This is a genomic window from Mycetocola sp. Y719 (assembly GCF_056713205.1).
Genome location: NZ_JBWYGY010000003.1, coordinates 81891 through 106582, shown reverse-complemented (window position 1 = coordinate 106582; position 24692 = coordinate 81891). Strand labels below are relative to the sequence as shown.

26 protein-coding genes and 1 tRNA gene are annotated in these 24692 nt (G+C 66.0%); 20 read left to right on the top strand and 7 right to left on the bottom strand.

What is annotated here, in order from left to right:
* Position 1 precedes the first annotated feature (1 nt).
* The gene (locus tag AC1M0F_RS12385; RefSeq protein ID WP_480238561.1) at positions 2-1189 is read right to left on the bottom strand and encodes a CE1758 family FMN-dependent luciferase-like monooxygenase; all 1188 of its coding nucleotides are present in this window, start codon (positions 1187-1189) and stop codon (positions 2-4) included.
* 156 nt (positions 1190-1345) lie between these two features.
* Between AC1M0F_RS12385 and AC1M0F_RS12380 the strand changes: the two genes are divergently transcribed.
* The 6 genes from AC1M0F_RS12380 (at position 1346) to AC1M0F_RS12355 (ending at position 5604) form a co-directional block, all read left to right on the top strand.
* Positions 1346-2266, top strand: coding sequence for a ketopantoate reductase family protein (locus AC1M0F_RS12380; protein WP_480238560.1), 921 nt, complete (start codon positions 1346-1348; stop codon positions 2264-2266).
* Between the two features lie 66 nt (positions 2267-2332).
* Entirely contained in the window at positions 2333-2737 is a 405-nt protein-coding gene (locus AC1M0F_RS12375) for a TOBE domain-containing protein (RefSeq protein ID WP_480238559.1), read from the top strand.
* A 3-nt stretch (positions 2738-2740) separates the two neighbouring features.
* A complete protein-coding gene (modA, locus tag AC1M0F_RS12370; protein ID WP_480238558.1) occupies positions 2741-3520 on the top strand; it encodes a molybdate ABC transporter substrate-binding protein in 780 nt (259 codons plus the stop codon).
* Positions 3521-3524: 4 nt separating this feature from the next.
* Positions 3525-4343, top strand: a complete 819-nt coding sequence (locus AC1M0F_RS12365) for an ABC transporter permease (RefSeq protein WP_480238557.1) — start codon at positions 3525-3527, stop codon at positions 4341-4343.
* On the top strand, positions 4340-5389 hold the full coding sequence (locus AC1M0F_RS12360) for a sulfate/molybdate ABC transporter ATP-binding protein (protein WP_480238556.1): 1050 nt from the start codon (positions 4340-4342) through the stop codon (positions 5387-5389). The genes AC1M0F_RS12365 and AC1M0F_RS12360 overlap by 4 nt, the downstream gene beginning before the upstream one ends.
* Positions 5390-5412: 23 nt before the next feature.
* Entirely contained in the window at positions 5413-5604 is a 192-nt protein-coding gene (locus AC1M0F_RS12355) for a hypothetical protein (RefSeq protein ID WP_480238555.1), read from the top strand.
* Positions 5605-5629: 25 nt separating this feature from the next.
* On the opposite strand, the gene AC1M0F_RS12350 is transcribed toward AC1M0F_RS12355, so the two are convergent.
* From AC1M0F_RS12350 to AC1M0F_RS12340, 3 genes are read right to left on the bottom strand one after another with little or no spacing between them, the layout of a single operon-like run.
* Complete coding sequence (locus AC1M0F_RS12350; protein ID WP_480238554.1) at positions 5630-6259, bottom strand: class I SAM-dependent methyltransferase; 630 nt, start codon at positions 6257-6259, stop codon at positions 5630-5632.
* 23 nt (positions 6260-6282) lie between these two features.
* Positions 6283-8148: a D-apionate lactonase family protein gene (locus AC1M0F_RS12345; protein ID WP_480238553.1), complete on the bottom strand. Its 1866-nt coding sequence runs from the start codon at positions 8146-8148 to the stop codon at positions 6283-6285.
* A gap of 7 nt (positions 8149-8155) precedes the next feature.
* Entirely contained in the window at positions 8156-8908 is a 753-nt protein-coding gene (locus AC1M0F_RS12340) for an SDR family NAD(P)-dependent oxidoreductase (protein WP_480238552.1), read from the bottom strand.
* A gap of 233 nt (positions 8909-9141) precedes the next feature.
* Between AC1M0F_RS12340 and AC1M0F_RS12335 the strand changes: the two genes are divergently transcribed.
* The 4 genes from AC1M0F_RS12335 to AC1M0F_RS12320 all read left to right on the top strand — a co-directional run bounded on the left by AC1M0F_RS12335 (position 9142) and on the right by AC1M0F_RS12320 (position 13521).
* Positions 9142-9789, top strand: coding sequence for a DUF2291 family protein (locus tag AC1M0F_RS12335; RefSeq protein ID WP_480238551.1), 648 nt, complete (start codon positions 9142-9144; stop codon positions 9787-9789).
* Positions 9786-11339, top strand: a complete 1554-nt coding sequence (locus AC1M0F_RS12330) for a sugar ABC transporter ATP-binding protein (RefSeq protein WP_480238550.1) — start codon at positions 9786-9788, stop codon at positions 11337-11339. Before AC1M0F_RS12335 ends, AC1M0F_RS12330 begins: the two co-directional genes overlap by 4 nt.
* Entirely contained in the window at positions 11336-12469 is a 1134-nt protein-coding gene (locus tag AC1M0F_RS12325; RefSeq protein ID WP_480238549.1) for an ABC transporter permease, read from the top strand. Before AC1M0F_RS12330 ends, AC1M0F_RS12325 begins: the two co-directional genes overlap by 4 nt.
* A 65-nt stretch (positions 12470-12534) precedes the next feature.
* Positions 12535-13521: a substrate-binding domain-containing protein gene (locus AC1M0F_RS12320; protein ID WP_480238548.1), complete on the top strand. Its 987-nt coding sequence runs from the start codon at positions 12535-12537 to the stop codon at positions 13519-13521.
* Between the two features lie 63 nt (positions 13522-13584).
* Here AC1M0F_RS12320 and AC1M0F_RS12315 read toward each other — a convergent pair whose 3' ends face one another.
* The gene (locus AC1M0F_RS12315; protein ID WP_480238547.1) at positions 13585-14322 is read right to left on the bottom strand and encodes a FadR/GntR family transcriptional regulator; all 738 of its coding nucleotides are present in this window, start codon (positions 14320-14322) and stop codon (positions 13585-13587) included.
* A gap of 257 nt (positions 14323-14579) precedes the next feature.
* Here AC1M0F_RS12315 and AC1M0F_RS12310 point away from each other — a divergent pair, with 257 nt between their 5' ends.
* The 7 genes from AC1M0F_RS12310 to AC1M0F_RS12280 all read left to right on the top strand — a co-directional run bounded on the left by AC1M0F_RS12310 (position 14580) and on the right by AC1M0F_RS12280 (position 21373).
* The gene (locus AC1M0F_RS12310; RefSeq protein ID WP_480238946.1) at positions 14580-15851 is read left to right on the top strand and encodes an MFS transporter; all 1272 of its coding nucleotides are present in this window, start codon (positions 14580-14582) and stop codon (positions 15849-15851) included.
* 63 nt (positions 15852-15914) lie between these two features.
* Positions 15915-17645 carry a dihydroxyacetone kinase family protein gene (locus tag AC1M0F_RS12305; protein WP_480238546.1) on the top strand — a complete coding sequence of 577 codons (1731 nt, stop codon included), beginning with the start codon at positions 15915-15917 and terminating at the stop codon, positions 17643-17645.
* The gene (locus AC1M0F_RS12300) at positions 17645-18112 is read left to right on the top strand and encodes a ribose-5-phosphate isomerase (protein ID WP_480238545.1); all 468 of its coding nucleotides are present in this window, start codon (positions 17645-17647) and stop codon (positions 18110-18112) included. The genes AC1M0F_RS12305 and AC1M0F_RS12300 overlap by 1 nt, the downstream gene beginning before the upstream one ends.
* Positions 18112-18882, top strand: coding sequence for a triose-phosphate isomerase family protein (locus tag AC1M0F_RS12295; protein ID WP_480238544.1), 771 nt, complete (start codon positions 18112-18114; stop codon positions 18880-18882). Before AC1M0F_RS12300 ends, AC1M0F_RS12295 begins: the two co-directional genes overlap by 1 nt.
* Positions 18879-19673 carry a sugar phosphate isomerase/epimerase family protein gene (locus AC1M0F_RS12290; RefSeq protein WP_480238543.1) on the top strand — a complete coding sequence of 265 codons (795 nt, stop codon included), beginning with the start codon at positions 18879-18881 and terminating at the stop codon, positions 19671-19673. The genes AC1M0F_RS12295 and AC1M0F_RS12290 overlap by 4 nt, the downstream gene beginning before the upstream one ends.
* Complete coding sequence (locus AC1M0F_RS12285) at positions 19670-20533, top strand: phosphogluconate dehydrogenase C-terminal domain-containing protein (protein WP_480238542.1); 864 nt, start codon at positions 19670-19672, stop codon at positions 20531-20533. Before AC1M0F_RS12290 ends, AC1M0F_RS12285 begins: the two co-directional genes overlap by 4 nt.
* Before the next feature lie 93 nt (positions 20534-20626).
* Positions 20627-21373 carry a hypothetical protein gene (locus AC1M0F_RS12280; RefSeq protein ID WP_480238541.1) on the top strand — a complete coding sequence of 249 codons (747 nt, stop codon included), beginning with the start codon at positions 20627-20629 and terminating at the stop codon, positions 21371-21373.
* Here the strand turns inward: AC1M0F_RS12280 and AC1M0F_RS12275 are convergent.
* Positions 21352-21690: a nuclear transport factor 2 family protein gene (locus AC1M0F_RS12275; protein WP_480238540.1), complete on the bottom strand. Its 339-nt coding sequence runs from the start codon at positions 21688-21690 to the stop codon at positions 21352-21354. The two genes, AC1M0F_RS12280 and AC1M0F_RS12275, sit on opposite strands and share 22 nt — an antisense overlap.
* Positions 21691-21961: 271 nt before the next feature.
* Here AC1M0F_RS12275 and AC1M0F_RS12270 point away from each other — a divergent pair, with 271 nt between their 5' ends.
* Positions 21962-23245 carry a vanadium-dependent haloperoxidase gene (locus AC1M0F_RS12270; protein ID WP_480238539.1) on the top strand — a complete coding sequence of 428 codons (1284 nt, stop codon included), beginning with the start codon at positions 21962-21964 and terminating at the stop codon, positions 23243-23245.
* A gap of 145 nt (positions 23246-23390) precedes the next feature.
* Here the strand turns inward: AC1M0F_RS12270 and AC1M0F_RS12265 are convergent.
* A tRNA-Gly gene (locus AC1M0F_RS12265) sits at positions 23391-23461 on the bottom strand.
* A 73-nt stretch (positions 23462-23534) separates the two neighbouring features.
* Between AC1M0F_RS12265 and dcd the strand changes: the two genes are divergently transcribed.
* Positions 23535-24140, top strand: coding sequence for a dCTP deaminase (gene dcd, locus AC1M0F_RS12260; RefSeq protein ID WP_480238538.1), 606 nt, complete (start codon positions 23535-23537; stop codon positions 24138-24140).
* 16 nt (positions 24141-24156) lie between these two features.
* Entirely contained in the window at positions 24157-24678 is a 522-nt protein-coding gene (locus AC1M0F_RS12255; protein WP_480238537.1) for a hypothetical protein, read from the top strand.
* Positions 24679-24692: the final 14 nt, after the last annotated feature.

Sequence of the window (24692 nt, the reverse complement as noted above, 5' to 3'; positions counted from 1 at the left end):
CTCACACCGCCAGCGGGAACGACGCCCGCACATCGGCCGGGCTGTCCTGATAGGGCGAGGCGCCGGAGAGGTTGTCGCCGCGGTTCGGGTTCGGGCGGGGCTGTCGGGGCTCTGCGTCACCGTACTTCTCGGTGATCAGGCTGGAGTGGGTCGGGGCATCGGATGCTCCGGCTGCGCGCCTGGACGCCATCTCCTTGCGCAGCACTGGCACGACTTCGGTGCCGAGCAGCTCGACCTGCTCCAACGCCATCTCCAGGGGAAGTGCGAGTCCGTCGACGGCGAAGAGTTGACGCTGGTAGTCGCCGAAGCCCTCCTGGAAGGTCAGCGTCTTGTCGATGACCTCCTGTGGGCTGCCGACCGTCAACGGTGTGCGGGACATGTAGTCGTCGAGTGAGCTGCCCCTGAACACCGGGTAGTTCTCGAAATACGGTCGGAATGTCCTCACGGCATCCTGCGAACGTCTGGCGATGAACGCCTGACCACCGAGGCCGACGATCGCCTGCTCCTTCGTCCCGTGGCCGTAGTGCTCAAAGCGTTCGCGGTAGAAGTCGACCAGCGGCTTGAAGTGCAGGTTCGGGGCGAGGATGTGATTGGCGAAGTATCCGTTGCCGTAGTACGCGGCCTGTTCAGCGATCTCCGGCGTGCGGATGGAGCCGTGCCAGACGAACGGCGGGACGTCGTCGAGTGGACGGGGAGTGGAGGTGAAGCCCTGCAGCGGGGTGCGGAACGTTCCTTCCCAGTCCACGACATCCTCCCGCCACAGCCGGTGGAGCAGGTTGTAGTTCTCCAACGCGAGGGCGACGCCCTGTCGGATGTCCTTGCCGAACCAGGGGTAGACCGGGACGGTGTTGCCGCGGCCGACCATGAGGTCGAGCCTGCCTTTGGCCACGTGCTGCAGCATGGCGTAGTCCTCGGCGATCTTGACCGGGTCGTTCGTCGTCATCAGGGTGACAGAGGTGCTCAACATGATCTGCTTGGTCAGCGCGGCGATGTGGCCGAGAAGCGTCGTGGGGGATGAGGGGACGAAGGGGGGATTGTGGTGCTCCCCGATGGCGAACACATCCAACCCGACCTCATCGGCGCGTTGCGCGACGCGAACGATGTTGCTGATGCGCTCAGCCTCGCTCTGCGTGTAACCGGTGGTCGGGTCAGGGGCGATGTCGCCGACGGTGAAGATTCCGAACTGCATTGTGTCCGCCTTTCTGCGGTGTCTCACCGAAGTCAAACAACATGACTGCGCATGTATTCCCATCGCTGCGCATGTGGCCGCCGGCATCCGACTTCGCTGTCGTGCTGGGATACTGAGGGCTGGACCGACCTTCCTCCCCACCACCGAATCGAGCGAATGATGCGTGTACTCATAGCTGGAGCCGGCGCGACCGGCGGAGCGTTCGGAACCCGACTCCAGGAGGCCGGCCGCGAGGTCACCTACCTGGTCCGCCCGAATCGTGCCGCCGCTCTTCGCGACCACGGCCTGACGTTCGACGCGCCGGACGGCAAACGGATGAATCCCGTGCGGGTGATGACCGCCGCCGAGGTGTCGGAGCCGTTCGACATCGTCATCGTCGCGGTGAAGTCCAACGGATTCCCGGCCGTGATCGACGACATCGCACCGGTGGTCGGGGACGACACGTTCGTCATTCCGTTCCTCAACGGCATGGCCCATATCGACCAGCTGCAGGCGAGGTTCGGCGATCGCGTCCTCGGCGGGCTCGTCAAGATCGTGGCGACGGTGCGAGGCGATGAGATCGTGCAGATGACTCCGCTCGCGACCATGACGCTTGGCCCGCTCGGTGAGCGCCCCGAGAACTTCGATGCCGTCATGGACGTGATGCGTGTGCAGGGAATCGAGGTCACGGAATCACACGATGTGGTCGGAGCGCTGTGGGCCAAATGGGCGTTCATCGCCGCGGCCGGAGTCGTGAGCTGCCTGTTCCGTGGCTCGGTCGGCGACGTCATCGAGGCCGGCGGACTGGGCTACATTCACGCTGCGATCGATGAGACGGAAGCGGTCGCGGCGGCAGCCGGGCATCCGGTGAGTTCGAGCGCGCACGAGCAGGCGGTCGGGCTGCTGAGAGAGCCGGGCTCCTCGTTCACGTCGTCGCTGTACCGCGACGCGGCTGCCGGCAACCCGACGGAAACCGAGCACATTCTCGGCGACTACGCGTTCCGCGCGGCTGCACGGGGAATCGATACCCCGTTGCTTGACCTCACGCTGGTCCAGCTCCGTGCAGGCGAGATCGCCCGCATTCGCGGCTCGATCTGAGTCGAAGCCGCTGATGCGTCACCGGTACGCTACTTTCTCCGCGAATGCGGCGATAGCATGGGTCCTATGTCGCAGATAAGCGTGAAAAATGCAGCACTATATCTCGGCGTGAGCGATGACACCGTCCGTCGGTGGATCGACAACGAGCTGCTCTCGAGTGGCAAGGACGAGTCAGGTCGGACAGTCGTCGACGGCCTCGAGCTGGCGCACCTCGCGCGCAAGAACGCCGTCCTGCCCGTTGATCCTTCAGAAATCGGTCGGTCGGCACGCAACAGGTTCGTCGGGCTGGTCACCGACATCGTCGTCGACACAGTCATGGCGCAGGTCGAGCTGCAGTGCGGCCCGCACCGCGTCGTCTCCCTGATGAGCAGCGAGGCCGTGCGGGAACTCGGGCTGGAGCTCGGGTCGGTGGCCATCGCGGTGGTGAAGGCGACGACGGTCATGGTGGAGACCCCCGGGGGGAAGGTCTAGCGGATGCGCCGGAAGGTTCCCGGAGTCCTGCTCGCTGCGGCCGTCGCTGTCGGGCTCGGCGCCTGCTCGAGCGGTGAACCGTCATCACGACAGCCTGACGATGCTCTTTCCGGCTCGATCACCGTGTTCGCGGCTGCATCGCTCACGTCGACATTCACAGAACTGGCTGCCGAATTCGAGAACGCACACCCCGGGGCATCCGTCGATCTCAACGTCGCCGGCTCGGCAGACCTGGCCACGCAGATCATCGAGGGTGCGCCCGCCGACGTGTTCGCCTCCGCCGACGGGAAGAACATGGCGAGGCTGACCGAGGAGAACCTCCTCGACGGCGAGCCCACCGACTTCGCGACCAACGTCCTCCAGATCGCGGTCCCTCCGGCGAACCCCGCAGGTATCGAGACGTTCGCCGACCTCGCCGACGCCGACGTGCGGCTGGTCGTCTGTTCTCCCGAGGTCCCGTGCGGTGCTGCGACCGTGACGGTCGAGGAAGCGACGGGTGTCGTGCTGAGGCCCGTCAGCGAGGAGTCGTCCGTGACCGATGTGCTCGGCAAGGTCACTTCGGGTGAGGCGGACGCCGGCCTCGTGTACGTCACGGATGTCATCGCAGCCGGTGATGCGGTGAAAGGCATCGAGTTCGACGGGGCAGGTGAGGCGGTGAACACCTACCCGATCGCCACGCTGACGGCATCCGGGGCTGCGGACGTGGCTGAGGCGTTCGTCGCATTCATCACAGGGGATGCCGGACGGTCCGTGTTCGACGCAGCCGGATTCGGCAGGCCATGACATCGTGAAACCGGGCCAGACAGCATTCGCGGGTGTTCCGCGCTGGATTGCGGCGGTCGCCGCCGTCGGCGCTCTCTTCCTCGTGCTGCCGCTGATCGCGATGGTCACCCGGGTGAACTGGGCCGAGTTCGTCCCGCTGATCACGTCGGAGTCGTCGATCGCCGCACTCTGGCTGAGTCTTCGCACGTCGGTCGCTGCCACCCTGCTGTGCGTCGTCTTCGGAGTGCCGCTGGCGCTCGTGCTGGCGCGGGCACGATTCCCCGGACAGAAGGTGCTGCGGTCACTGGTGCTCCTGCCGCTGGTGCTTCCGCCGGTGGTCGGCGGAATCGCCCTGCTGTACACCTTCGGCAGACGGGGACTCCTCGGGTCGAGCCTCGAGTTCCTCGGCATCGACATCGCCTTCTCGACGACGGCCGTGGTTCTCGCGCAGACTTTCGTTGCGCTGCCCTTCCTGGTGCTCAGCTTCGAAGGGGCGCTGAGAACGGTCGGGACGAGGTTCGAAGGGATCGCGGCGACCCTCGGCGCGAAACCCACCACCGTCCTGCGGCGGATCACCCTTCCGCTGGTCACCCCGGCGCTCGTCTCCGGCGCCGTCCTGTCGTTCGCCAGGGCACTCGGCGAATTCGGCGCCACCCTCGCATTCGCGGGGAGCCTGCAGGGCACCACTCGGACGCTCCCGCTGGAGATCTACCTCCAGCGCGAGATCGACCCTGATGTCGCGGTGGCCCTCGCTCTCGTCCTCGTCGTCGTGGCCGTCCTCGTCGTGAGTTTCGCCCACCAGGCCAGCAGCCTTTCGCTGGTCGGACGGGGTGGACCCCGATGAGCTTCACCTTCTCAGCGGCCGTGCCCGAGCGGCGATTCCGGATGTCCCTCGGCGTGGAACCCGGGGAGACCGTCGCGATCCTCGGACCCAACGGTGCAGGCAAATCGACGCTGCTGAACGTCATCGCCGGGTTGCTCCGCCCCGAGAGGGGTCGCGCAGAACTCGACGGACGCGTCCTGTTCGATCTCGATGCCGGCAGCACGAACGTGTGGACTCCTCCCCACGGCCGCGGTGTCTCGATGCTTGCCCAGGACGCTGACCTCTTCCCTCACCTGACCGTGCTCGAGAACGTCGCTTTCGGTGCTCGCAGCAAGGGGATGCACCGTGCCGCCGCGCAGGATCTCGCTCGACACTGGCTGACGGAAGTCGACGGCCTGGAGTTCGCGGACCGCAGACCGGGCGAACTCTCCGGAGGACAAGCCCAGCGCGTCGCCGTCGCCCGCGCTCTCGCCTCGGAGCCCGAGCTTCTGCTCCTGGACGAACCGATGGCCGCTCTCGACATTTCGGTCGCGCCCGCGCTCCGTCGAATGCTGGCGCGCGTGCTCCGCGACCGCACAGCCATCCTCGTCACCCATGACATCCTCGACGCCCTCACGCTCGCCGACCGTGTCTACGTCCTCGCGGACGGTGCCGTCGTCGAACACGGACCGACCCGCGACACCCTCGATCGACCGCGTACCGCCTTCACGGCGCACCTTGCCGCCCTGAATCTGCTTCACGGGGTGCGCACAGCCACCGGGATGACCACCGACTCGGGCATCGACATCCTCACCACCGGGCCGAGCGCCGCAGCGCACGGGTCACGGGTCGCCGCGACTGTCCGTCCGTCGGCCGTGCGGGTATCCCTCGGTCGATCGGATCAAGCAGACAACCGGATCGGCGGGACTGTGATCGACCTGGAACCTCGCGGCGACGTCATTCGCGTTCGGTCGGAGATCATCTCGGCAGACCTCACACCTGCGGCCGTCGCGGATGCGGGAATCGAGACAGGAACGACGGTCTACTTTTCATTCGACAGAGGCTCCGTGACCATCTACCCGGCCTAGCCCAGGACTGGCAGACTGCCCCCATGAGCATTGAACAGTGGTGGCAGGCTCTACGCGCTTCGACCAGGGAGTGGCTGATCGCGAACAACGGTGAAGCCGTCACCCCCGAGATACGTGCCGAGATCGAAAGCGCTGGCGGCACGGTCGACGGCATCCACCTCTCCGACAAGGAGTCCGACTGGATCGAGGCCGTCGCCAACGACGAGTCGCCCTGACTCCGCACGGATCGCGGGGAACCGTTCAGGAAGTCCGCGTCGCCCGCACGATGACGTCATTCAGGGTCCGCCCCGTGTGCGTGCCAGTGCTCCTGGTGCGCTCTTCAGCCGTGTCGATGCGCCACGAACCGGAGTCGAGGCCGCGGATGATGTTCTCGAGCGTCGCTGTTGCTTTCTCAGGAGGATGATGATCGGCTTCCGTGGAGTCGGGGACGTGGAGGTGCCCGACGATCAACAGCGTTCCACCCGGGGCCACCCACTCCGCGATGCGCTCGTAGAACTTCAGTTGAGGGATCGTCGGATGCGCGTAGTTGGTCGTCACGAGATCGAACCGCTTGGCCGGCTCCCAGACGGTCAGATCCGCCTCGATCCAGGTCACGCGGTCGGTGACCGACGCCGCTTCGGCGCGCTCGGATGCCTGGGCGAGCGCGCTCGACGAGATGTCTGCTGCGCTCACCTGCCAGCCACGCCCGGCCAGCCAGATGGCTTCCGCGCCGGCGCCGCATCCGGCATCCAGCGCCGTGCCCGGTTCGAGGCCGCGCGTCTCCTCAACGAGGTACGGGTTCGGTGCGCTTCCGCGCAGGTTGGAAACCGACGCGTCCTGGGACTCCTCCCAGTGCCGTTCCCAATAGTCCTTCTCGAAGCTGTGCGTCATCGGCTCACCTTCTCCGTCCGTCATCATGGCCCGGCTCTGAAGGATACGCGCCGGACCGCACCGGGCCCGAGCGCGAACGCGTCCACTCCGTCGATCGCCACCGTCAGTGCGACGTCGCCGAGGTTTCCGACGATGCCCGTCGAGTCGTCCTCGAGGTTGCCCGCCTTCGAGATGGCCAGCCCGACGATCGCCGGATGGGCGGACTCGAGCGGGGCGACCGCGCCGCCGGAGAGGTCCGCGATCCACCCGAGCACCTCCGCAGCCGGGGTCCTCTGGCCGTCCGCGTCGGAAAGTCCGCGACGTCCGGATGCTTCGAAGTACGACACGGATGCCACCCCATCGACGGCAAGCGCGGCGACACTTGCGAGAACCCACGCTCCGAGTGACCGCGCGGCCTGCCGGATGTCGGTGGCCCCATCGACCAGCTCGGGCCCGAACCCCTCGTCGAGGGTGTCGGACCGGGGCACAGGGGGAGCGGATGTTGCGACGGCGTTGAATCGCGCTCCGAGCGTGATCGGGCCGACGTGCACCGGACGGCCATCCGCAATCGCCAGCGCTTCGCGCACGACGAGTCGCTGCATCGCCAGGGACTCGACGAGCTGATGCCCTGCCCTGTCGTGCATGAACGGCGTGATGCTGAACGTCAGCGGGCCGTCCCACTCCGTCAGCCGCGAGTGGTTCCGGTTGAGTTCGGTGAAATGGGCGCGGGTGCCGCCGAGCAGCTCAGTTGGGATCCCACGATCGTCGAGTCGCTTCCGCACGTCTGCCAGGAGCCCTGCTTCTGAGAGATGGGTTCGTCGGTCGAAGACGCCGATCCTGGCGATCGCCACGTCAGCACCCACCAGCCGGTCGAGCACGGGCTCGATCTCCCGGGCGTGCCCGACGATGAGCCGCAGGTCGAGCGGCCGCCCTCCGGATTCGATCACCGCGCGGTCGAGGACTGCGCTCCAGTTGGCCGTGGCAGGATCCAGCTCGCAGAGCAGCGGCCCGAACGCCGCGGGGATCGGCGCGCCCGTGGCTGGTCCGCTCGATACGGATGTCGTGATCGCCGGTAGTCGCACCGTGGCATCCGGTGGTCCGAACGTCGCCCGAGCGTGTGCGGGGCTCTCCGTTGCGCCGTCGTTGGTCGGGCTGTCGGCCGGATCGGCGCTCGTGCACTGCAGCTCGACCGCCTGCTCGACGACCGTTCCCGGTTCGAGATCGACAGGGAACGGGATCGACAGCGGTGTCGAGTAGGTCTTGAAGGAGGCGTCGGTCCAGTTGCGCTGGTCTTCCATCTCGAAGACGTCACCCGAGAAGCGGAGAACGCTGTCGACTGCTGGCCCGTGGTCGCCAGCACCGGCCCGCCACGACAGCGCGGTGATGTCCTGCGCCGGCTGATGGGGGGAGATGTGCTCCGGGAACACCGTCGTGGTCGCAGAGCCGTCAGGGTGGTCGACGCCGAACGAGCGACCTGCCAGCTGTGGCGGGTGCAGCACGATGAGGCCGAGCCGGTTGCGCCGGAAACGGCTGGTCGCCTCCGCCCGCGCAGCCACCTGGAGTGTGCCATCGTCGATCCGCACCGAAAGGGTCCAGGAGCAGACTCCGACTCCACCCCCGGCACGCCCACGCAGGGTGAGGACGGATCCGGTGCCGAGGCCGCGTGGGGGTTCTGCGCCGTCCAGCTGCATCGGCAGGGTGCCCCAGTCCTCGTCGCGCACGATGAGACGGATGCTTCGGAGGACGGGGACACCGTCGTAGGTGATGTCGTCGAGCTCGGCACCGCGAAGGGACAGCGACCACCGACCGTGAACGAGTGTGGTCTCCCCGGCCTCCCGGGTGAGGAGGAGGTCCGTCGGCGGCCGGACGCTTCCGGTCCAGGACGGTTTCGCTGACGATTCCATGGACATGGTGGGCCTACAGGGAAGTCATGCCGCCGTCGACGCGGAAGATCGCGCCGGTGGCGAACGTGGACTCATCGCTGGCGAGATAGACCATGATCCCTTCGACATCTTCTGCCCGGCCGGCGCGGCCGACCGGGATACGGGACACGATGGCAGCGCGTGCTTCGGCGTTCCCCGAGATCGCGGTGACCAGCGGGGTCTCGGTGTATCCGGGGACCACGGTGTTCACGCGGATGCCCTCGGCGGCATATGCGGCGGCGACGGTGCGGCCCATCCCGTGGATGCCCGCTTTGGAGGACGAGTACGCCGTGAAGTCCCTGCCCTCGCCGTTCAGGCCGGTCGGGCTTCCGGTGAGGATGATCGAACCGCCGCGACCGAGCATGGCCCGCACCGCGTGCTTGACCGTGAGGAACGTGCCGGTGAGGTTCACATCGATCGTGCGTTTCCAGGCCTCGAGCGAGAGGTCGGCGATCGGGGCATCGTGGCCGAACAGCTGCACGCCGGCATTGGCCACGACCACGTCGGGGGTGTTGCCCGTTCTCGCGAGCTCCGCGAAGCCTGCTTCGACACTCGACTCGTCGGAGATGTCGAGCTCAAGCGCGATCGACCCGGGGATCGCCGAGGCGACGGCCCTTGCGGCGTCACGGTCGCGATCAGAGATGACGGCAACCGCGCCCTCCCTGGCGAATCGCTCTGCGACCGATCGACCGATTCCCGACCCTGCCCCGGTCACGAGCGTCGTCTTGCCGTGTAGTCGTCCAGTCACTTGTCCATCTCCTTTGATCGAGACCCGTGTGGCCTGTGCCGGGTGCGCCGGCGGGCTGTGCACGCGTCACAGACATATTACGAGGAAAAGAGACAAACCGGTTGACCAATACCGGTGCAGTGGTACAGGATGGGCACGCCCGTCGATGAAATCGATATAACGCAGCACCTCAGAACAGCCGACGACACTGTCGCCGACGTCCTCGATGTGCCTGACCCGCAAAGGAGCGGTCGATGACCCTCTCAGCACCGCGACGCCGACTGTTCGTGAAGCTCACCGGGGCGGTGATCGCGCTGGTCGTCGTCGGAGCGGCGATCGCCAGCACCAGGGTGCTCTCGATCGAGGAGTCGGCCGAGGCATCCCAGGCCGGCGCATTCGAACCGGCCGACTACGCCGCTGAGCATTTCGACGAGGATATCGCCCAGACGATCACGGAAGAGGCTGTCGACCTGTCCACCCTTCTCGGCGATCTGGCCGGCGGTGCAGACGAAGCCGATTTCGGCCACTCCGCCGGGTCATCGAGCGCCTATTCCTTCCCGGTCACGTTCACGGGAGTCGCGGGGGCGCCCAACGGGTCGATCCTCCCGGTCACCGTCGAAGGGCTCCCCGATGGCGTCATCGTTCAGGTGCAGATCGGCCCGGCCATCAACGGCACGGCGATCCGGGATGCCACGGGCACCGTCAACTTCAACGACTTCACCAACCAGCTCGAGTTCCAGGAGGTCGCGACCGAGCTCAACACTCTCGTCAAGGAGCAGGTGCTCGCCGATGTGGACCCGGCGACGCTCGAGGGCAAGACTGTCACGGTCACCGGCGCGTTCACCCGGGTCAATCCGGCTCTCGTCTCGGTCGTTCCCGTCGAGTTCGGGGTGGAACAGTGAGTGACACCGATGACGTCGTGATGCGCGCCATCGGCATCACGAAGAGCTATGGAGCGACCCGCGCGCTGAAGGGCGTCGACTTTTCGATCCGCAAGGGCACGGTCACCGTGCTGTTCGGCGAAAACGGTGCTGGGAAGTCCACGCTGATGAAGATTCTGAGCGGCGTGGAGTCGCCGACGTCCGGCACTCTCGAACTGGACGGTGAACCGCTGCAGCTCCGGGACGCCGTCGACGCGGCATCCCGCGGCATCGCGATCATCCACCAGGAACTGAGCCTCGCACCGAATCTCAATGTGCGGGACAACATCTACATGGGTCGCGAAGAGGCGCGTGGGGGCATTCTCATCGACTATGCCGCGGAGAACGCCACCACCGTGCGGCTGATGGAGCGCCTCGAAGAGCGGCTCGATCCGAAAACACTCGTCGGTGACCTGCGCCTCGGGCAGCAGCAGATCGTCGAGATCGCCCGCGCACTCGCCGGCAACGCCCGTGTGCTCATCATGGACGAACCGACATCGGCGTTGAGCGGCAGCGAAGTCGAGGTCCTGTTCAAGCTCATCCGCGAACTGACGGCCGAGAATGTGGCGATCGTCTACATCTCCCACCACCTCGAAGAGGCGCTGGAGATCGCCGACCACGCCGTGGTCTTCCGCGACGGCGACCTCGTCGCCATCGGAGACCGGAACGAAATCGACCTCAGCTGGGTCATCTCCAACATGGTCGGCCGCGATGTCGGCGACCTGTCGCCTGATCTCCTCGAAGAGTTCGGCGAGCCCGTGCTGTCGCTCGAGAACATCGTGATCGCGGATCCGTCCAACCCGGCTCGACTCGCCGTCGACGACCTCTCGCTCGAGGTCCGGGCGGGAGAAGTCGTCTGCCTCTACGGGCTCATGGGTGCCGGTCGGACGGAACTCCTGGAGGCCCTTGCCGGCCGCATCCCGATCCAGTCGGGAACGGTGAAGCTCAAGGGCGAGGTGCTGGACAGGGAATCGGTGGCCGAGCGGATCGGGCTCGGTCTCGCGCTCGTTCCCGAGGACCGACAGCGTGACGGTCTCGTGCAGACCATGTCGGTGGGGGAGAACGCGTCACTCGCGAACCTGCTCTCCTTCGCGAAGGGCATCGTGCTCAACCGGCGCAGTGAACGCGCCAGCATCGACAAGGCCGTCGCCGACGTCAAGGTCAAGACCTCAGGACCCGGCGCAGCCATCTCCTCGCTGTCCGGCGGCAATCAGCAGAAGGTCGTGATCTCGAAGATCCTGATGACCGAACCGGACGTCATCCTCCTCGACGAGCCCTCCCGCGGGATCGACGTCGGGGCGAAAGCCGAGATCTTCGGGCTCATGGCCCGCGAAGCGAAACGTGGACTCGGGGTCCTTTTCGCGACCTCAGAAGTCGGAGAGGCCCTCGGCGTCTCCAACCGGGTGATCGTGCTCTCCAAGGGGCGCATCGTCGGCGAGTTCGACCCGAAACACACCGACCGCGAGGGCCTCATGGTCGCCTCCGGCGAATCAACCGAAGCTGCGGAACCAGAGAATGGACTCGTGAAGTGACTGCAACGAACACGGGCGTGCGCCCGTCCACGAACGGCCGAGGCCCCGACAACGGCAAGGCGGGGTCGGAGAAGCGGCAGATCGACTACCTCGGGATCCTCCTCGAGGGGCGTGCGTTCATCGCCCTCATCGTGCTGATCATCATCTTCGCGCTGCTCTCCGACTCGTTCCTGACGTTCAACAACCTGCTCACGATGACGAAGCACGTGGCGTACAACGCGATCCTCGCGCTCGGCATGCTCTTCGTCATCCTGAAGGGCGGCATCGACCTCTCCGTCGGCTCGACCGTCGGTCTCTCCGGAGTGGTGGCCGGTGTCTTGCTCCAGGGCTGGCAGCTCGAGATCCTCGGTGTCGTCGTCTACCCGCCGGTCTGGGTCGTGGTTCTCTGCTCGCTCGCCGTCGGCACCCTGGTCGGATACGTGAACGGCCTTCTGGTGACGAAGTTCAACGTCGCCCCATTCATCGCCACTTTGGGCATGCTGTACGTTGCCCGTGGTGCCGCGCTCCTCATCTCGAACGGTTCGACCTATCCGCGGCTTGGCGGTGAGGAATCGCTCGGGAACACCGGATTCGGGCTCATCGGCGGGGGGCGCCTGCTCGGCATCCCGACCGCGATCTGGATCATGGTGGTGTTCGCGCTCGTGGCCGCTTTCGTCCTCACGAGGACGCCGTTCGGCCGCTGGGTGTACGCCACCGGCGGGAACGAGCGCGCCGCAGAACTCTCCGGAGTCCCCGTCCGAAAGGTCAAACTGCGGGTCTACATGATCAGCGGCTTCTGCGCCGCGACGACCGGGCTCATCATCTCGTCCGAACTGACCAGCGCGGCGCCGCAGCTCGGAGAATCCTTCGAGCTCAACGCCATCGCCGCGGTCGTCATCGGTGGCGCAGCGCTCACCGGAGGGCGGGGCAACGTTCGTGGCGTCCTCATTGGAGCGTTCGTCATCGGGTTCCTCAGCGACGGTCTCGTGATCGTCGGAGTCTCCACGTTCTGGCAGATCACGATCAAGGGCGCCGTCATCATCCTCGCGGTGATGCTCGACCAGGCACAGCAACGCATCAAGCGGTCGAAGAACGCTGCGCTCGCAGCCAGCTCCCACAGTGACCCGGCGCCGGCTACCACCGCCACCTGAATTTCCTCCATCCCACCGCGATGTCAGCACCGCGGCACACCAAGAAAACGAAAGGCATCCAAGCAATGAAGCGACAGATACTCGCTGCGACAGTCGCAGCGTTCACCATCGTCGGCCTGGTCGGCTGTGCGGGGGCCTCCGGCGGCTCAGGCTCAGGAGACTCAGACAGCGGCTCGGGCGAGGCCGGCGGACTCATCTCGATCATCACTCCTGCGCAGGAGAACCCCTTCTTCAAAGCCGAAGCGGATGCCGCCAAGGCGGAGGCAGAGAAGCTCGGTTACGAGACCTCCGTCGCCTCGCACGATGACGACCCGAACAAGCAGAGTGAGCTCATCGACTCAGCGATCAGCAAGGGTGCGAAGGCGATCATCCTCGACAACGCGGGCGCCGACGCATCCATCGGCCCGATCAAGAAGGCCGAGGAGGCCGGCGTTCCCGTGTTCCTCATCGACCGTGAGATCAACGAGAACGGAATCGCGAAGGCGCAGATCGTCGCGAACAACGCGCAGGGCGCTGCAGCGGTCGCCGAGTCCTTCGTCGCCGCTCTTCCCGATGGCGGAAAGTACATCGAGCTCACCGGCAAGGAGTCCGACACCAACGCGGGAGTGCGCTCCGAAGCCTTCGCGAGCGTCATCTCCCAGTACCCCAACCTGGTCCCAGCGGCCAAGGAAACCGCGAACTGGAGCCAGGACGAGGCCTTCTCGAAGGTGGAGACGCTGCTCCAGCGGGACCCTGACATCCAGGGCATCATCGCCGGCAACGACACCATGGCGCTCGGCGCCGTCGCCGCCGTCGAGGCCGCAGGGCTGCTCGACAAGATCAAGATCGTCGGTTTCGACGGCAGCCCCGACGCCGTGCAGGCGATCAAGGACGGCAAGCTTGTCGCCACGGGACTGCAGCCGGCCGTGCTCATCTCCCAGCTGGCCGTCCAGCAGGCGGACGAGTTCATCCGCACAGGTGAGACAGGCGCCGAAGAGAAGCAGTCGATCGACTGCATCGTGATCGACTCCACGAACGCCGAGAAGTACACGAGCTTCGCGATCGAAGAGTAAGCGCACGAAGACGATCGGCGGGTTCGCTTTCGCGGGCCCGCCGATTTCGTGTTCCTGTCGTGCCTACGGCGTCATCGACCGGGAGAGCCTGGCGCCTGCGGTGTTCATGTGAACGGCCATGGCAGATGCTGCGGCATCCGGATCCCGCGTCGCGATCGCCGCATACACGGCGGCATGTTCCTGGATGGCAGCGGCGGCCTCTTCCGGTTGTTGAACCGCACGGTCCACCCAGACGCGCAGGAGGGACCGGATGCTTTGCAGGAGTTCGAGCAGCACGGTGTTGTTGATGCTTCGCGCGAGCTCGGAGTGGAACTGGAGGTCGGCCTCGACGAAGGCGCCGAGGTCGTCGATGTTGGCCCGCATCCCGGCGAGGTGCGAGCCGAGTCTCTCGAGCGCCTGATCGGAGATTCGTGATGCCGCCAGCCGGGCTGCGTAGATCTCGAGTGCTCCCCGCACTTCGATGAGCTCGATGGTGCGCGGCTCGCCGAGCATCAGACCCCAGCTGAGGGTCTGGGGGAGGAGCTCGCTGGTGGCTCCCCTCAGGTACGTCCCCGAACCTGGCCGCACCTCGACGATGCCGAGGATCTCGAGTGCGGCGAGTGCCTCACGCACTGCGGACCGTCCGACACCCAGAGTGGAGGCGAGCTGGCGCTCCGGGGGGAGGCGCGTTCCAGGCTCGATATCGCCCTTGGTGAAGATCTCCAGGAGTCGTTTCGCCACCGCGGAGACCGGGGTGCCGCCGGTCAGGCTTCCGATCGATGCAGCGATGTCTGACGAGGCGTCATTCGGATATGCGGGCATGGCTCAAAGGTACAAGATCTGGCCCGAAAAACATGTCGACCGGTTGACTGATATTGGTCAACCGGTTGACAGGATGGCGAAGTTGGCGAATACTTGTTTCTGCGACCACCGTGGGTTTCGGCCGAGGGGGTTGCAATTCCCCCCTCACCAAAGGAGTTAATGTGGCCTCCTCCACACAGACGATTCCCGCGCAGTCCGCGGTCGAAAAATCCGCCATCAAGAAGGTCGCTGTCCGGCTCGTACCCTTCGTGGCGCTGATGTTTTTCATCAACTACCTCGACCGCACGGCCATCGCCTTCGCAGCCCCGAACGGGATGAACGACGACCTCGCCCTGTCAGCGGCGCAGTTCGGCTTCGCATCCGGAGTCTTCTTCATCGGCTACATCCTGCTCGAGGTTCCGTCGAACCTCGCCCTGCACCGCTTCGGCGCACGCAAGTGGCTCGCCCGCATCATGGTCAGCTGGGGTATCGTCGCCCTCCTCTTCACGTGGGTCCAGAACTTCGAGCAACTCGTCGCCCTGCGCTTCCTCCTCGGCGTCGCCGAAGCCGGCTTCTTCCCCGGCGCGATCCTCTTCCTCAGCCTCTGGGTCCCCGCGGCGCATCGGTCCAAGATCCTCGCACTGTTCTACCTGGCACAGCCGCTCACCACCGTCATCGGAGCCCCCTTCGCCGCGATCCTCATCCAGCAGGGTGAACGGCTCGGCATCGAAGGATGGCGCTTCATGTTCCTCGGTGTCGCGATCCCCGCCATCATCATCGGCATCGTCGCCTGGTTCTACCTCAAGGACCGCCCGGCCGACGCCAAGTGGCTCACCCTCGAAGAGCAGACCTGGCTCACCGCCGCCCTCAAGTCGGAGCGCGCGAACACCGAGAAGGCCAACCACACCGTTCGCATCCGCGATGCGTTCAAGAGTGGCCGCGTCTGGGTGCTCTCCTTCATCTACTTCGGCTTCATCTACGGTCTCTACGCCCTCGCGTTCTTCCTGCCGACGATCATCGAAGGATTCCAGGCCGAGTTCGGTACCGAGTTCGACGTCTTCCAGAAGGGTCTGATCACAGCGATCCCGTACCTCTTCGCCGCCGTCGCGCTGTACTTCTGGGCACGGGACGCAACGAAGCGCGGGCTCAAGACCTGGCACATCGCAATCCCTGCGTTCGCCGGTGCCCTGAGCATCCCGCTCGCCCTCTTCGCCGGCTCGCCCGCAGCGACCATCGCTGTCATCTCGATCACCGCCATGGCCATCTTCTCGGCCCTGCCCAACTTCTGGACCCTGCCGACCCAGTTCCTCACGGGAGCCGCAGCGGCGGCCGGGATCGCGCTGATCAACACCGTCGGCAACCTGGCCGGGTTCTCCGCTCCGTATCTCACCGGCGCTGTGGCCGACTGGACGGGCAACTACGAAGTGCCGATGTTCATCGTCGGTGGTTTCATGGCCATCTCGGGTGTGCTCGTCCTGCTGCTTGCCAGGGCAAACAAGCGCCGCACCGCGGTTCCCAGCACGCTCGACGCGGAGCCGCACGAGCTATAGACACGAGTGGGGCGGCCGCTTCCGGCCGTCCCACCGACCCTCACAACCTTCGGAGCACAGAAAATGACTCGCCTGTTCAACGACCCCGTCGCCTTCGCCGACGAGATGATCGACGGATTCGTCGCCGCCAACGCGTCCCAGGTCCGCCGCGTTCCCGGCGGGGTCATCAGGAGCACCGTCTCGAAACCCGGATCCGTCGCTGTCGTCATCGGCGGCGGATCGGGCCACTATCCGGCCTTCGGCGGCCTCGTCGGCCAGGGCCTCGCCCACGGCGCGGCAATGGGCAACCTCTTCGCGTCGCCGTCTGCCCAGCAGGTGCATTCCGTCGGCGCGGCAGCGCACCTCGGTGGCGGTGTCCTGTTCAGCTACGGCAACTACGCCGGAGACGTCCTGCACTTCAACCAGGCGCAGGAGCGCCTCCTCGACGAAGGCATCGACTGCAGGACAGTCGTCGTCACCGACGACGTCGCGAGTGCATCGGGCGCCGAGAGGCACAAGCGCCGGGGGATCGCAGGCGACCTCACCGTGTTCAAGGCGGCCGCTGCGGCATCCGAGGCCGGTTACACACTCGACGAGGTCGTCCGCGTCGCCACGCTCGCCAACGAACGCACCCGCTCATTCGGCGTGGCCTTCACCGGATGCACCCTGCCGGGAGCCGACACCCCACTGTTCACGGTTCCTGAAGGCCGGATGGGTGTCGGCATCGGCATCCACGGCGAGCCGGGCATCGGTGAGACCGACGTTCCCACCGCCAACGGTCTCGCCGAACTCTTCGTCTCGACTCTGCTCGCGGAACTCCCTGAGGGCATCGCGGAGGCGAAAGGCCAGCGGGTCGGAGTCATCCTCAACGGCCTCGGATCCGTCAAGTATGAAGAGCTCTTCGTCGTCTACCGACGGGTCGCCGAACTGCTCGACGAAGCGGGCGTCACGGTCGTGGACCCTGAGGTCGGCGAACTCGTGACGAGCTTCGACATGGCCGGCGCCTCCCTGACCCTGTTCTGGCTCGACGACGAACTGGAGACCTTCTGGCGCGCCCCGGCCGACACCCCCGCGTACCGCAAGGGCGCCGTGGCCGCAGCCGAACAGGCCCCCGTCACCGACAGTGCCGACGAAACGGACGAGATCCCTGAAGCGAGCGACGACTCCCGCGCGGCCGCCCGTGCCGCGAGCCAGGTCATCGACGCCATCGCCGAGGTCATCGACGAGAACGTCGACGAACTCGGACGGATCGACGCCGTTGCAGGCGACGGCGACCACGGCATCGGGATGCAGAGGGGCGCGCAGGCTGCCCGCGCAGCCGCAGCCGACGCGCTCGAACGTGGCGCAGGCGCCAGGACGCTCCTCACCCGAGCCGCCGATGCGTGGTCCGATCGTGCAGGAGGAACATCCGGCGCGCTATGGGGCGCCGCCCTCACCGCTGTGGCCGTTGAACTCGGCGACACCGACGCACCGACGGCCGCGACGGTGAACGCCGGCGTACAGGCGGCGACGGCGAGGATCCTCACCTTCGGCGCCGTGCTCGGCGACAAGACCATGGTCGACTCGCTCGTCCCGTTCGCCGACACCCTGTCGAGCGAGATCGCCGGAGGAGCGCGGCTGGCTGCCGCATGGGCGACAGCGGCGGATGCCTCAACCGCCGCCGCTGCCGCCACAGCGGACCTGTTGCCTCGGATGGGACGCGCCCGTCCCCACACGGAGAAGTCGCTCGGCACACCAGACGCAGGTGCCCACTCGCTCGCGCTCATCGTGCAGCGCATCACGACAGTCCTCACCGACAACGAACAGGAAAAGTAATGGACAAGCTTCGAATCGTCATCGGATCGGATGACGCCGGTTTCGACTACAAGGAGATCCTCAAGAAGGATCTCCTCGCGAACGACCTCGTCGAAAGCGTCACCGACGTGGGTGTGGACGCTGACGGCCACACCCCATACCCCCGCGTCGGCGTCGCCGTCGGTGAGACGATCGCCGCAGGCGAAGCGGACCGCGGCCTCCTCATCTGCGGAACCGGGATGGGCGTGGCCATGGCGGCAGGAAAGGTCAAGGGTATTCGGGCATCCGTCGCCCACGACAGCTTCTCGGTCGAACGCCTCGTCCTGTCGAACAACGCACAGGTGCTCGCCCTCGGCCAGCGTGTGATCGGCGCAGAGCTCGCCCGCCGCCTGGTCCGCGAATGGCTCACCTACCGTTTCGACGAAACGTCGGCGAGTGCAGAGAAGGTCGCCGTCCTCGACACGTACGAATCCACCGGCAGCTGCTGATGTCTCCCGTCGTCGTCGGAGTGAGCCTGAAGATGTATTTCGGGCACGAGCGTGCCCGGGAGTGGTTCGGTTCCGTCGCCCGGCTTGCCGGGGAGAACGCGTCCGTGGCGAGCGGCGCGGTCGAGCTGTTCGTCATCCCCAGCTTCGTCTCCATCCCCGCGGCGATCAGCGCCCTCGCCGGCACACCGGTGACCGTCGGAGCCCAGGACCTGTTCTGGGAAGACAGCGGCGCGTTCACCGGTGAGGTCTCGGGCGTCGAACTCGCCGAACTCGGTGTCGGTGTCGTCGAGGTCGGCCACGCGGAGCGTCGACGGATCTTCGGCGAGACCGAGGAGATCGTGGCGGCCAAGACCGCTGCGGCCCTGCGCAACGGCATCGCCCCTGTGCTCTGCATCGGGGAGACCGTCCGGAGCGAACCGGATGTCGCGGCCGCCGAGGTCGAGCAGCAGCTGATCTCCGCGCTCGACGGCGCACCCGCCGGCCGGGTTCTCGTCGCCTACGAGCCCGTGTGGGCCATCGGCGCAGCCGAACCCGCCGCACCCGGCCACATCCGCGCCGTGTGCGCCCGGCTGCGCGGCGTGATCGCGTCGCTCGACGGTCGCGAGGGAAGCTCTGTGATCTACGGAGGCTCTGCCGGCCCCGGTCTGCTGTCCGCGCTGGGCGATTCGGTCGATGGGCTCTTCCTCGGTCGATTCGCGCACGACCCGGCCGCGCTGGCATCCGTTCTCGATGAGGCCGCGGTACTCGCCGAAACGACGGTGCGCGCATGATCGGCCTCGGAACCTACGCGTTCTTCTGGCAGCACTCCGACCGCGTGCCTGAACCGCTCAGCCTCGTCGGTGCGTTCGAACGCACACGGGAACTCGGCGTCGACCTCTTCCAGATCTGCGACTACGCGCCACTCCTGACGATGTCGGCATCCGAAATCGATGCGGCGGCCGCCGAGGCCCGCGCCCTCGGGCTCACGATCGAACTCGGCACCAAGGGAATCAACCCCGCCCACCTGACGGACTTCCTGCGCCTGGCCGACGTGTTCGACGCGACACTCCTCCGGAGCATGGTCTACTCGCCTGACTTCAGGCCGAGCCTCGACGAAGCGGCGCGGATCCTGGACGGCATCCTGCCCTCGTTCGAAGCCGCAGGCGTGACGCTCGCGCTCGAGACCTACGAGCAGGTGCCCACCGTCGATCTCGTCGGTCTCGTCGAAAGGGCAGACAGCGACCGGCTCGGCATCTGCCTCGACCCGGCGAACGTGGTCGCAGGACTTGAGCTTCCGAAGGATGCCGTGAACCGGTGCGCACCGCACACCCGCAACATCCACGTGAAGGATTTCGCCTTCGCGCGGCAGGACGGCTGGGTCGGATTCACCTACAGCGGCGCCCCGATGGGCGAGGGTCTGCACGACTACCCCCACCTGCTCGACGCCGTGCGGCCCGACGACCGCGGCATCAACGAAATCGTCGAACACTGGCTGCCCTGGCAGGGCGACCCCGAGACCACCGTCCAGGCAGAGATCGCCTGGACGGCCAACACCCTGGACTACCTAAGGAGAAACCGATGACCACCACACAGGACACCCCCACCATCGCCGTGATCGGCGCAGGAGGAAAAATGGGGACACGCGTCTCCGACAACCTCGCCAAGACCGACCACATCGTCTTCTACAGCGAGAACTCGCCCGTCGGCCAGGACCGCGTGCGCGCGGCCGGTCGTCAGCTCACGGAGACCGCAGACGCCATCGCCGACGCCGACATCATCGTGCTCGCCGTGCCCGACCTCGCACTCGGCCCGGTCACCGCCGAGATCGTTCCCCAGCTGAAGACCGGCGCCATCGTCCTCACCCTCGACCCCGCCGCCGCGTACGCCGGGTTGCTCACCACCCGCGACGACGTCATCCAGGCCGTCGCGCACCCCTGCCACCCGTCGATCTTCCTCCAGCGCACCACGCCGGAAGAGTACGCGGACACCTTCGGTGGAATCGCGGCCCCGCAGGATGCCATCGCCGCGATCGAATCGGACGACCCGGCCAAGCAGGCCATCGTCGAGGCCACCGTCCGGGCCATCTACGCGCCCGTCGTCGACGTGCACTGGGTCACGATCAAGCAGCTCGCGCAGCTCGAGCCCACGCTCGTCGAGACCATCGCCTGCATGATCGGCGCCCTCCTCAAGGAGGCCCTCGATGAGGCCGTCAACACCATGGGTGTCCCGGAGCCGGCCGCGCGGTCGATCCTTCTCGGCCACACCCAGGTCGCCCTCGCCAACGGTCTCCGTGGGGACAACCCGTTCAGCGACGCGTGCCTGATCGCGATGGACTACGGCAAGGACTCGATCATCAAGGAGGACTGGAAGAAGGTCTTCCAGGACGACGAGCTCGACAAGAACCTGGCCAGGATGCTGCACCTCGACAAGATCGAGCGCTAGGTCGTCGCCCGGCGGGGATGCCTTGCCGGGCCTCGTCACTCACCCTGATTGTTCACTTGACAGGCTGCTCGGCGCTCCCGCTAGGGTGAGCGCATGACGGCCACCGAGGTTCCCGATCTCAGCGCGCAGACGCGCCGCATCCCGTGGGCATCGGTCATCGGAGCGCTCACCGTGGCTGTGCTGTTCCTCGGTGCAGCGGCCCTGCAACTGACGGCCTCGCTTCAGCGATGGCTCGTGTTCCGAGGCTCGCGGACGGGCGACGATCGTTCAGCCGAGGACCACCTCTACGACTATTCCTATCCTTACGATCCATGGGAGCCGATCGGGACCGCCGCGCAGCTCTATGGCGTCGGCCTGCTGCTCACAGCGATCGGTGTGCTGGTTCTTCCTCTCGGAGTCGCAGCGATGAGGCAGCCCCGAACGCGTTATGGCGTGGTTCTTGCCATCGTTGAGATCGTGCTCGCCGTCCTCGTCGCCGGCGCGCTCGGAATCGACGGAGCGCATGCGCTCATTTCAGGCCTCACCGGTACTCCGTCGCCGCTGCAGCACACCGGCGCGGTGGGCTGGATCGCGTTCCTGGGGCTGATCGCCCTGGGTGTGACATGGCATAGCTCGCGCGCTGCAATAGCGACGTGCGCTTTCCTGATCGGGTCAACGTGGCTGGGCTATCTTCTGGCCGCGTTCTTCATCGCGCCGCTGTTCGCTGGAGGATCGCACGATACGACTCCATGGACGGAGACCGTCATCGCCGCGACGACGGCCGCGGCGGGGATCGCCATGATCGTCGGCGCCTGGGGCGTGGTCCGCAGACGTTCCGCTCAGACGCGACCGCCGAAGTAGACCTCGACTTCTCGGACCAGGCCGTCTTCCACGCGAAGTGCCTCGGCGTTCCGGTAGCGGACACCCTCCACGGCGTACTCGTACCTGTGCAACACGATCCCGTCCACTTCCACGATCTCCAGCGTGGAACCGGGGCTGTCGAAGTGATCGGCCGAGGGGAAGCACCGTTCGAGCCAGGCGGCTTTGTCGATGTGATCGTCCTGGGGACTCGTGAACACGAAGTCGTCGCTCATAAGCGCTTCTGCCGCCGAGCGATCCTGTTCGTGGAAGGCGCGCATGAAGTCGAGAACGATCCGTTCCGAAGGTGTACTGGTCATCGGTGTCAGTCCGCAATCTATTGAGATAGCCCTCGTTTTCGTACTCCGGATGAGAGGAAGGGTCTTTCTCGCTACCGGTGACATCCTCTCTCGTTACGACTGAAGCCACCGCCCGCCCGCCCCGAATTTTCCCGGCGGACTCCTTGCGGCACCGGAACGGACGGGCCATACTCGGCTGCAGCAGAGCTTGTTCGTCAAAAGCCTGCACCGTTCCCGAATCGAGCGCACCCTCTTCACGTGCAAGCCCTCCACAAACCGTTGGAGGTTCACCATGTTTCTCAAGTCTTTACGGGTTCTGATCCTCGCGACCGTCGCGACCGTCGGTGTCCTGACCCCCGTTACTTTCGACACACCGGCCGAGGCGAAACCTCCGGCCGTGGCCGACGCGGCGGTCATCACTCAATGGGACGCGATCGCCGCCCGCACCATCTTCACGGAGAACGCAACTCCTGCCCCGTCATCCAACCTCTATTTCGGCTACATCTCCATCGCCGTGTACGACGCTGTCGTGGCGATCAAGGGCGGATACGAGCCGTACAACCCACAGCGACGGGCTCATCGCCACGCCTCGGTCGAGGCGGCGGCCGCAACAGCGGCATACGGCGTGCTCCGCTATTACTTCCCCAGTTCAGCACGGGCACTCCGCGCCGACTATCTGAAGACACTGTCCGAGATGCCAAAGAACAAGGCGCTCGCTCGCGGGATCGTGGCTGGAGCGTCAGCCGCGGTATCCCTCATCCGTTCGCGGTACGGGGACGGGCTCAATGCACCGATCACGTTCGATGTCGAACCCGCCCCTGGAATCTGGCGTCCCACCCCGGATGGCTTCCTGCCTTTCGCGGTTCCGTGGTTGGGCTTCGTGCGCCCGCTGGCGCTCGAGTCGGCCACGCAATTCGACCTCCCCACGCCGTACCCGCTCGACAGCGAGGCGTACGCTGCGGACTTCGCCGAGGTGAAAGCATACGGTTCACTGACCGGTTCAGCGCGGAACGACGTGCAGACAGAGATCGCCCGGTTCTTCAGCGCCAACCCGGTACCGCAGTATCACGCGGCCCTGCGCGACGCTGTGACACGACGGGGGCTGAACATCGTCGACAGCGCACGAGCGTTCGCGCTGCTGGGAACGTCGAACGCCGACGCATTGATCACGTGCTGGCGCGCGAAATTCGACGTTCCCACCTGGCGCCCGATCACTGCGATCCGCGAGGCGGACACAGACGGCAACGATGCAACCGTGGCTGACCCAACGTGGACGCCTATGGTTCAGACTCCGCCCTACTCCGACTATGCAAGTGGGCACGCCTGCGTGACCGGCTCGACCACCAACGTCTTCGGCTACCTGTTCGGCGAGAATACTCTCGACATCGACATACCCGCCCTGGTGGACGGGACGACGACGAGGCACTACGACAGCACCGATGCCTGGGACCAGGATGCGATGAACGCACGAGTCTGGCTCGGGATCCACGTTCGTTTCTCGATGGGATTCGCGAACGAAGTCGCGCACAAGGCGTCGGACTGGGTCATTTCCACCACGTTCCTTCCGGTGGACTGAGCGTTCCGCCACCGGATTCGTCCGGTGGCGGAATTGGGGCCGCCCACCCGGTAACTCTCACGTCGCGTGCGAAAGGTCTCATCTGGCGTGGAAAACTGCAGTGGCTGCGCGCGCGGCCCCACAGGCCGAACCGAGGGCTGAAGAGAGCGGATGACGGGAATCGAACCCGCGCTATCAGCTTGGGAAGCTGAAGTTCTGCCATTGAACTACATCCGCGCGACACCCGGAGATCAAAGTCACCGAGCGACTTTCGCAATCTTAGCAAGGCCTTCCCCGATAAACTGACCCCGTGCTTCTCTCCGATCGCGATATCAAATCTGAGCTGGCATCCGGGCGCATCGGTCTCGAACCGTCGCACACCGAGATGGTCCAGCCCTCGAGTGTCGACGTGCGCCTCGACAGGTACTTCCGTCTGTTCGACAACCACAAGTACCCATACATCGACCCGGCCGAAGACCAGCCAGAGCTCACCCACCTGATCGAGACCCGGCCGGACGAGGCATTCATCCTGCACCCGGGCGAGTTCGTGCTCGGCTCGACCTACGAGCAGATCACCCTGCCAGACGACATCGCGGCTCGGCTCGAGGGCAAGAGCTCGCTCGGCCGGCTCGGTCTGCTCACGCACTCGACCGCCGGGTTCATCGACCCCGGTTTCAGCGGACACGTCACCCTGGAGCTCAGCAACGTCGCGACGCTCCCCATCAAGCTCTGGCCGGGCATGAAGATCGGCCAGCTCTGTTTCTTCCAGTTGAGCTCGGCGGCAGAGAAGCCGTACGGATCGGCCGAATACAGCTCCAGGTACCAGGGGCAACGCGGCCCGACGGCATCTCGGTCGTTCCAGAACTTCCACCGCACAGACGTCGGCGTCGTCGACGTCGGAAGTCCCGGCAGCTAGAAGAAAGGCCACCGCCATGAGTGACCCCGCCGACCTCCCTTTCGCCGATGCCCTCATCTCGGATGCCGCAACAACGCAGTACCCCACCCGCATGTCCCGGTTCGGCCGCATGGTCGGCAGCTGGGCGGTGCATTCCCGCCGTCTCGACGAGACGACCGGCCACTGGCACGAGTCCGACTTTCTCTGGATCATGTCGTTCATCCTCGACGGCAAAGCCGTTCAGGATGTCGCGCTGCATCCCCGTGAGGACGGCGGCTACGACGCGATCGGCACGGCCGTGCGCGTCTATGACCGCGACATGGGCGCATGGCGGGTCAGCTACTTCGAACCGCAGCGCGGGGAGTACGCCCACCTGGTGGCCACCGCTCACAAGCGTGACGGCATCCGCCAGGACGGAACCCGCAACGACGGGCTGCTGATCCGCTGGAACTTCTCGAAGATCACGGACGCCTCGTACATCTGGGAGAGCTTCGTGTCTGAAGACGAGGGTGCGACCTGGGTGCTCAATGAGCACAACGAAGGCAAGCGGATCCGTTAGCCCAACCCCCGATC

What these genes read in the sequence shown, in the direction of transcription:
- AC1M0F_RS12385 (WP_480238561.1), bottom strand. Translation starts at nt 1,189, where the DNA reads ATGCAGTTCGGAATCTTCACCGTCGGCGACATCGCCCCTGACCCGACC.
- AC1M0F_RS12380 (WP_480238560.1), top strand. Translation starts at nt 1,346, where the DNA reads ATGATGCGTGTACTCATAGCTGGAGCCGGCGCGACCGGCGGAGCGTTC.
- AC1M0F_RS12375 (WP_480238559.1), top strand. Translation starts at nt 2,333, where the DNA reads ATGTCGCAGATAAGCGTGAAAAATGCAGCACTATATCTCGGCGTGAGC.
- modA (WP_480238558.1), top strand. Translation starts at nt 2,741, where the DNA reads ATGCGCCGGAAGGTTCCCGGAGTCCTGCTCGCTGCGGCCGTCGCTGTC.
- AC1M0F_RS12360 (WP_480238556.1), top strand. Translation starts at nt 4,340, where the DNA reads ATGAGCTTCACCTTCTCAGCGGCCGTGCCCGAGCGGCGATTCCGGATG.
- AC1M0F_RS12355 (WP_480238555.1), top strand. Translation starts at nt 5,413, where the DNA reads ATGAGCATTGAACAGTGGTGGCAGGCTCTACGCGCTTCGACCAGGGAG.
- AC1M0F_RS12350 (WP_480238554.1), bottom strand. Translation starts at nt 6,259, where the DNA reads ATGACGCACAGCTTCGAGAAGGACTATTGGGAACGGCACTGGGAGGAG.
- AC1M0F_RS12345 (WP_480238553.1), bottom strand. Translation starts at nt 8,148, where the DNA reads ATGTCCATGGAATCGTCAGCGAAACCGTCCTGGACCGGAAGCGTCCGG.
- AC1M0F_RS12335 (WP_480238551.1), top strand. Translation starts at nt 9,142, where the DNA reads ATGACCCTCTCAGCACCGCGACGCCGACTGTTCGTGAAGCTCACCGGG.
- AC1M0F_RS12320 (WP_480238548.1), top strand. Translation starts at nt 12,535, where the DNA reads ATGAAGCGACAGATACTCGCTGCGACAGTCGCAGCGTTCACCATCGTC.
- AC1M0F_RS12315 (WP_480238547.1), bottom strand. Translation starts at nt 14,322, where the DNA reads ATGCCCGCATATCCGAATGACGCCTCGTCAGACATCGCTGCATCGATC.
- AC1M0F_RS12310 (WP_480238946.1), top strand. Translation starts at nt 14,580, where the DNA reads ATGTTTTTCATCAACTACCTCGACCGCACGGCCATCGCCTTCGCAGCC.
- AC1M0F_RS12305 (WP_480238546.1), top strand. Translation starts at nt 15,915, where the DNA reads ATGACTCGCCTGTTCAACGACCCCGTCGCCTTCGCCGACGAGATGATC.
- AC1M0F_RS12300 (WP_480238545.1), top strand. Translation starts at nt 17,645, where the DNA reads ATGGACAAGCTTCGAATCGTCATCGGATCGGATGACGCCGGTTTCGAC.
- AC1M0F_RS12295 (WP_480238544.1), top strand. Translation starts at nt 18,112, where the DNA reads ATGTCTCCCGTCGTCGTCGGAGTGAGCCTGAAGATGTATTTCGGGCAC.
- AC1M0F_RS12290 (WP_480238543.1), top strand. Translation starts at nt 18,879, where the DNA reads ATGATCGGCCTCGGAACCTACGCGTTCTTCTGGCAGCACTCCGACCGC.
- AC1M0F_RS12285 (WP_480238542.1), top strand. Translation starts at nt 19,670, where the DNA reads ATGACCACCACACAGGACACCCCCACCATCGCCGTGATCGGCGCAGGA.
- AC1M0F_RS12280 (WP_480238541.1), top strand. Translation starts at nt 20,627, where the DNA reads ATGACGGCCACCGAGGTTCCCGATCTCAGCGCGCAGACGCGCCGCATC.
- AC1M0F_RS12275 (WP_480238540.1), bottom strand. Translation starts at nt 21,690, where the DNA reads ATGACCAGTACACCTTCGGAACGGATCGTTCTCGACTTCATGCGCGCC.
- AC1M0F_RS12270 (WP_480238539.1), top strand. Translation starts at nt 21,962, where the DNA reads ATGTTTCTCAAGTCTTTACGGGTTCTGATCCTCGCGACCGTCGCGACC.
- AC1M0F_RS12255 (WP_480238537.1), top strand. Translation starts at nt 24,157, where the DNA reads ATGAGTGACCCCGCCGACCTCCCTTTCGCCGATGCCCTCATCTCGGAT.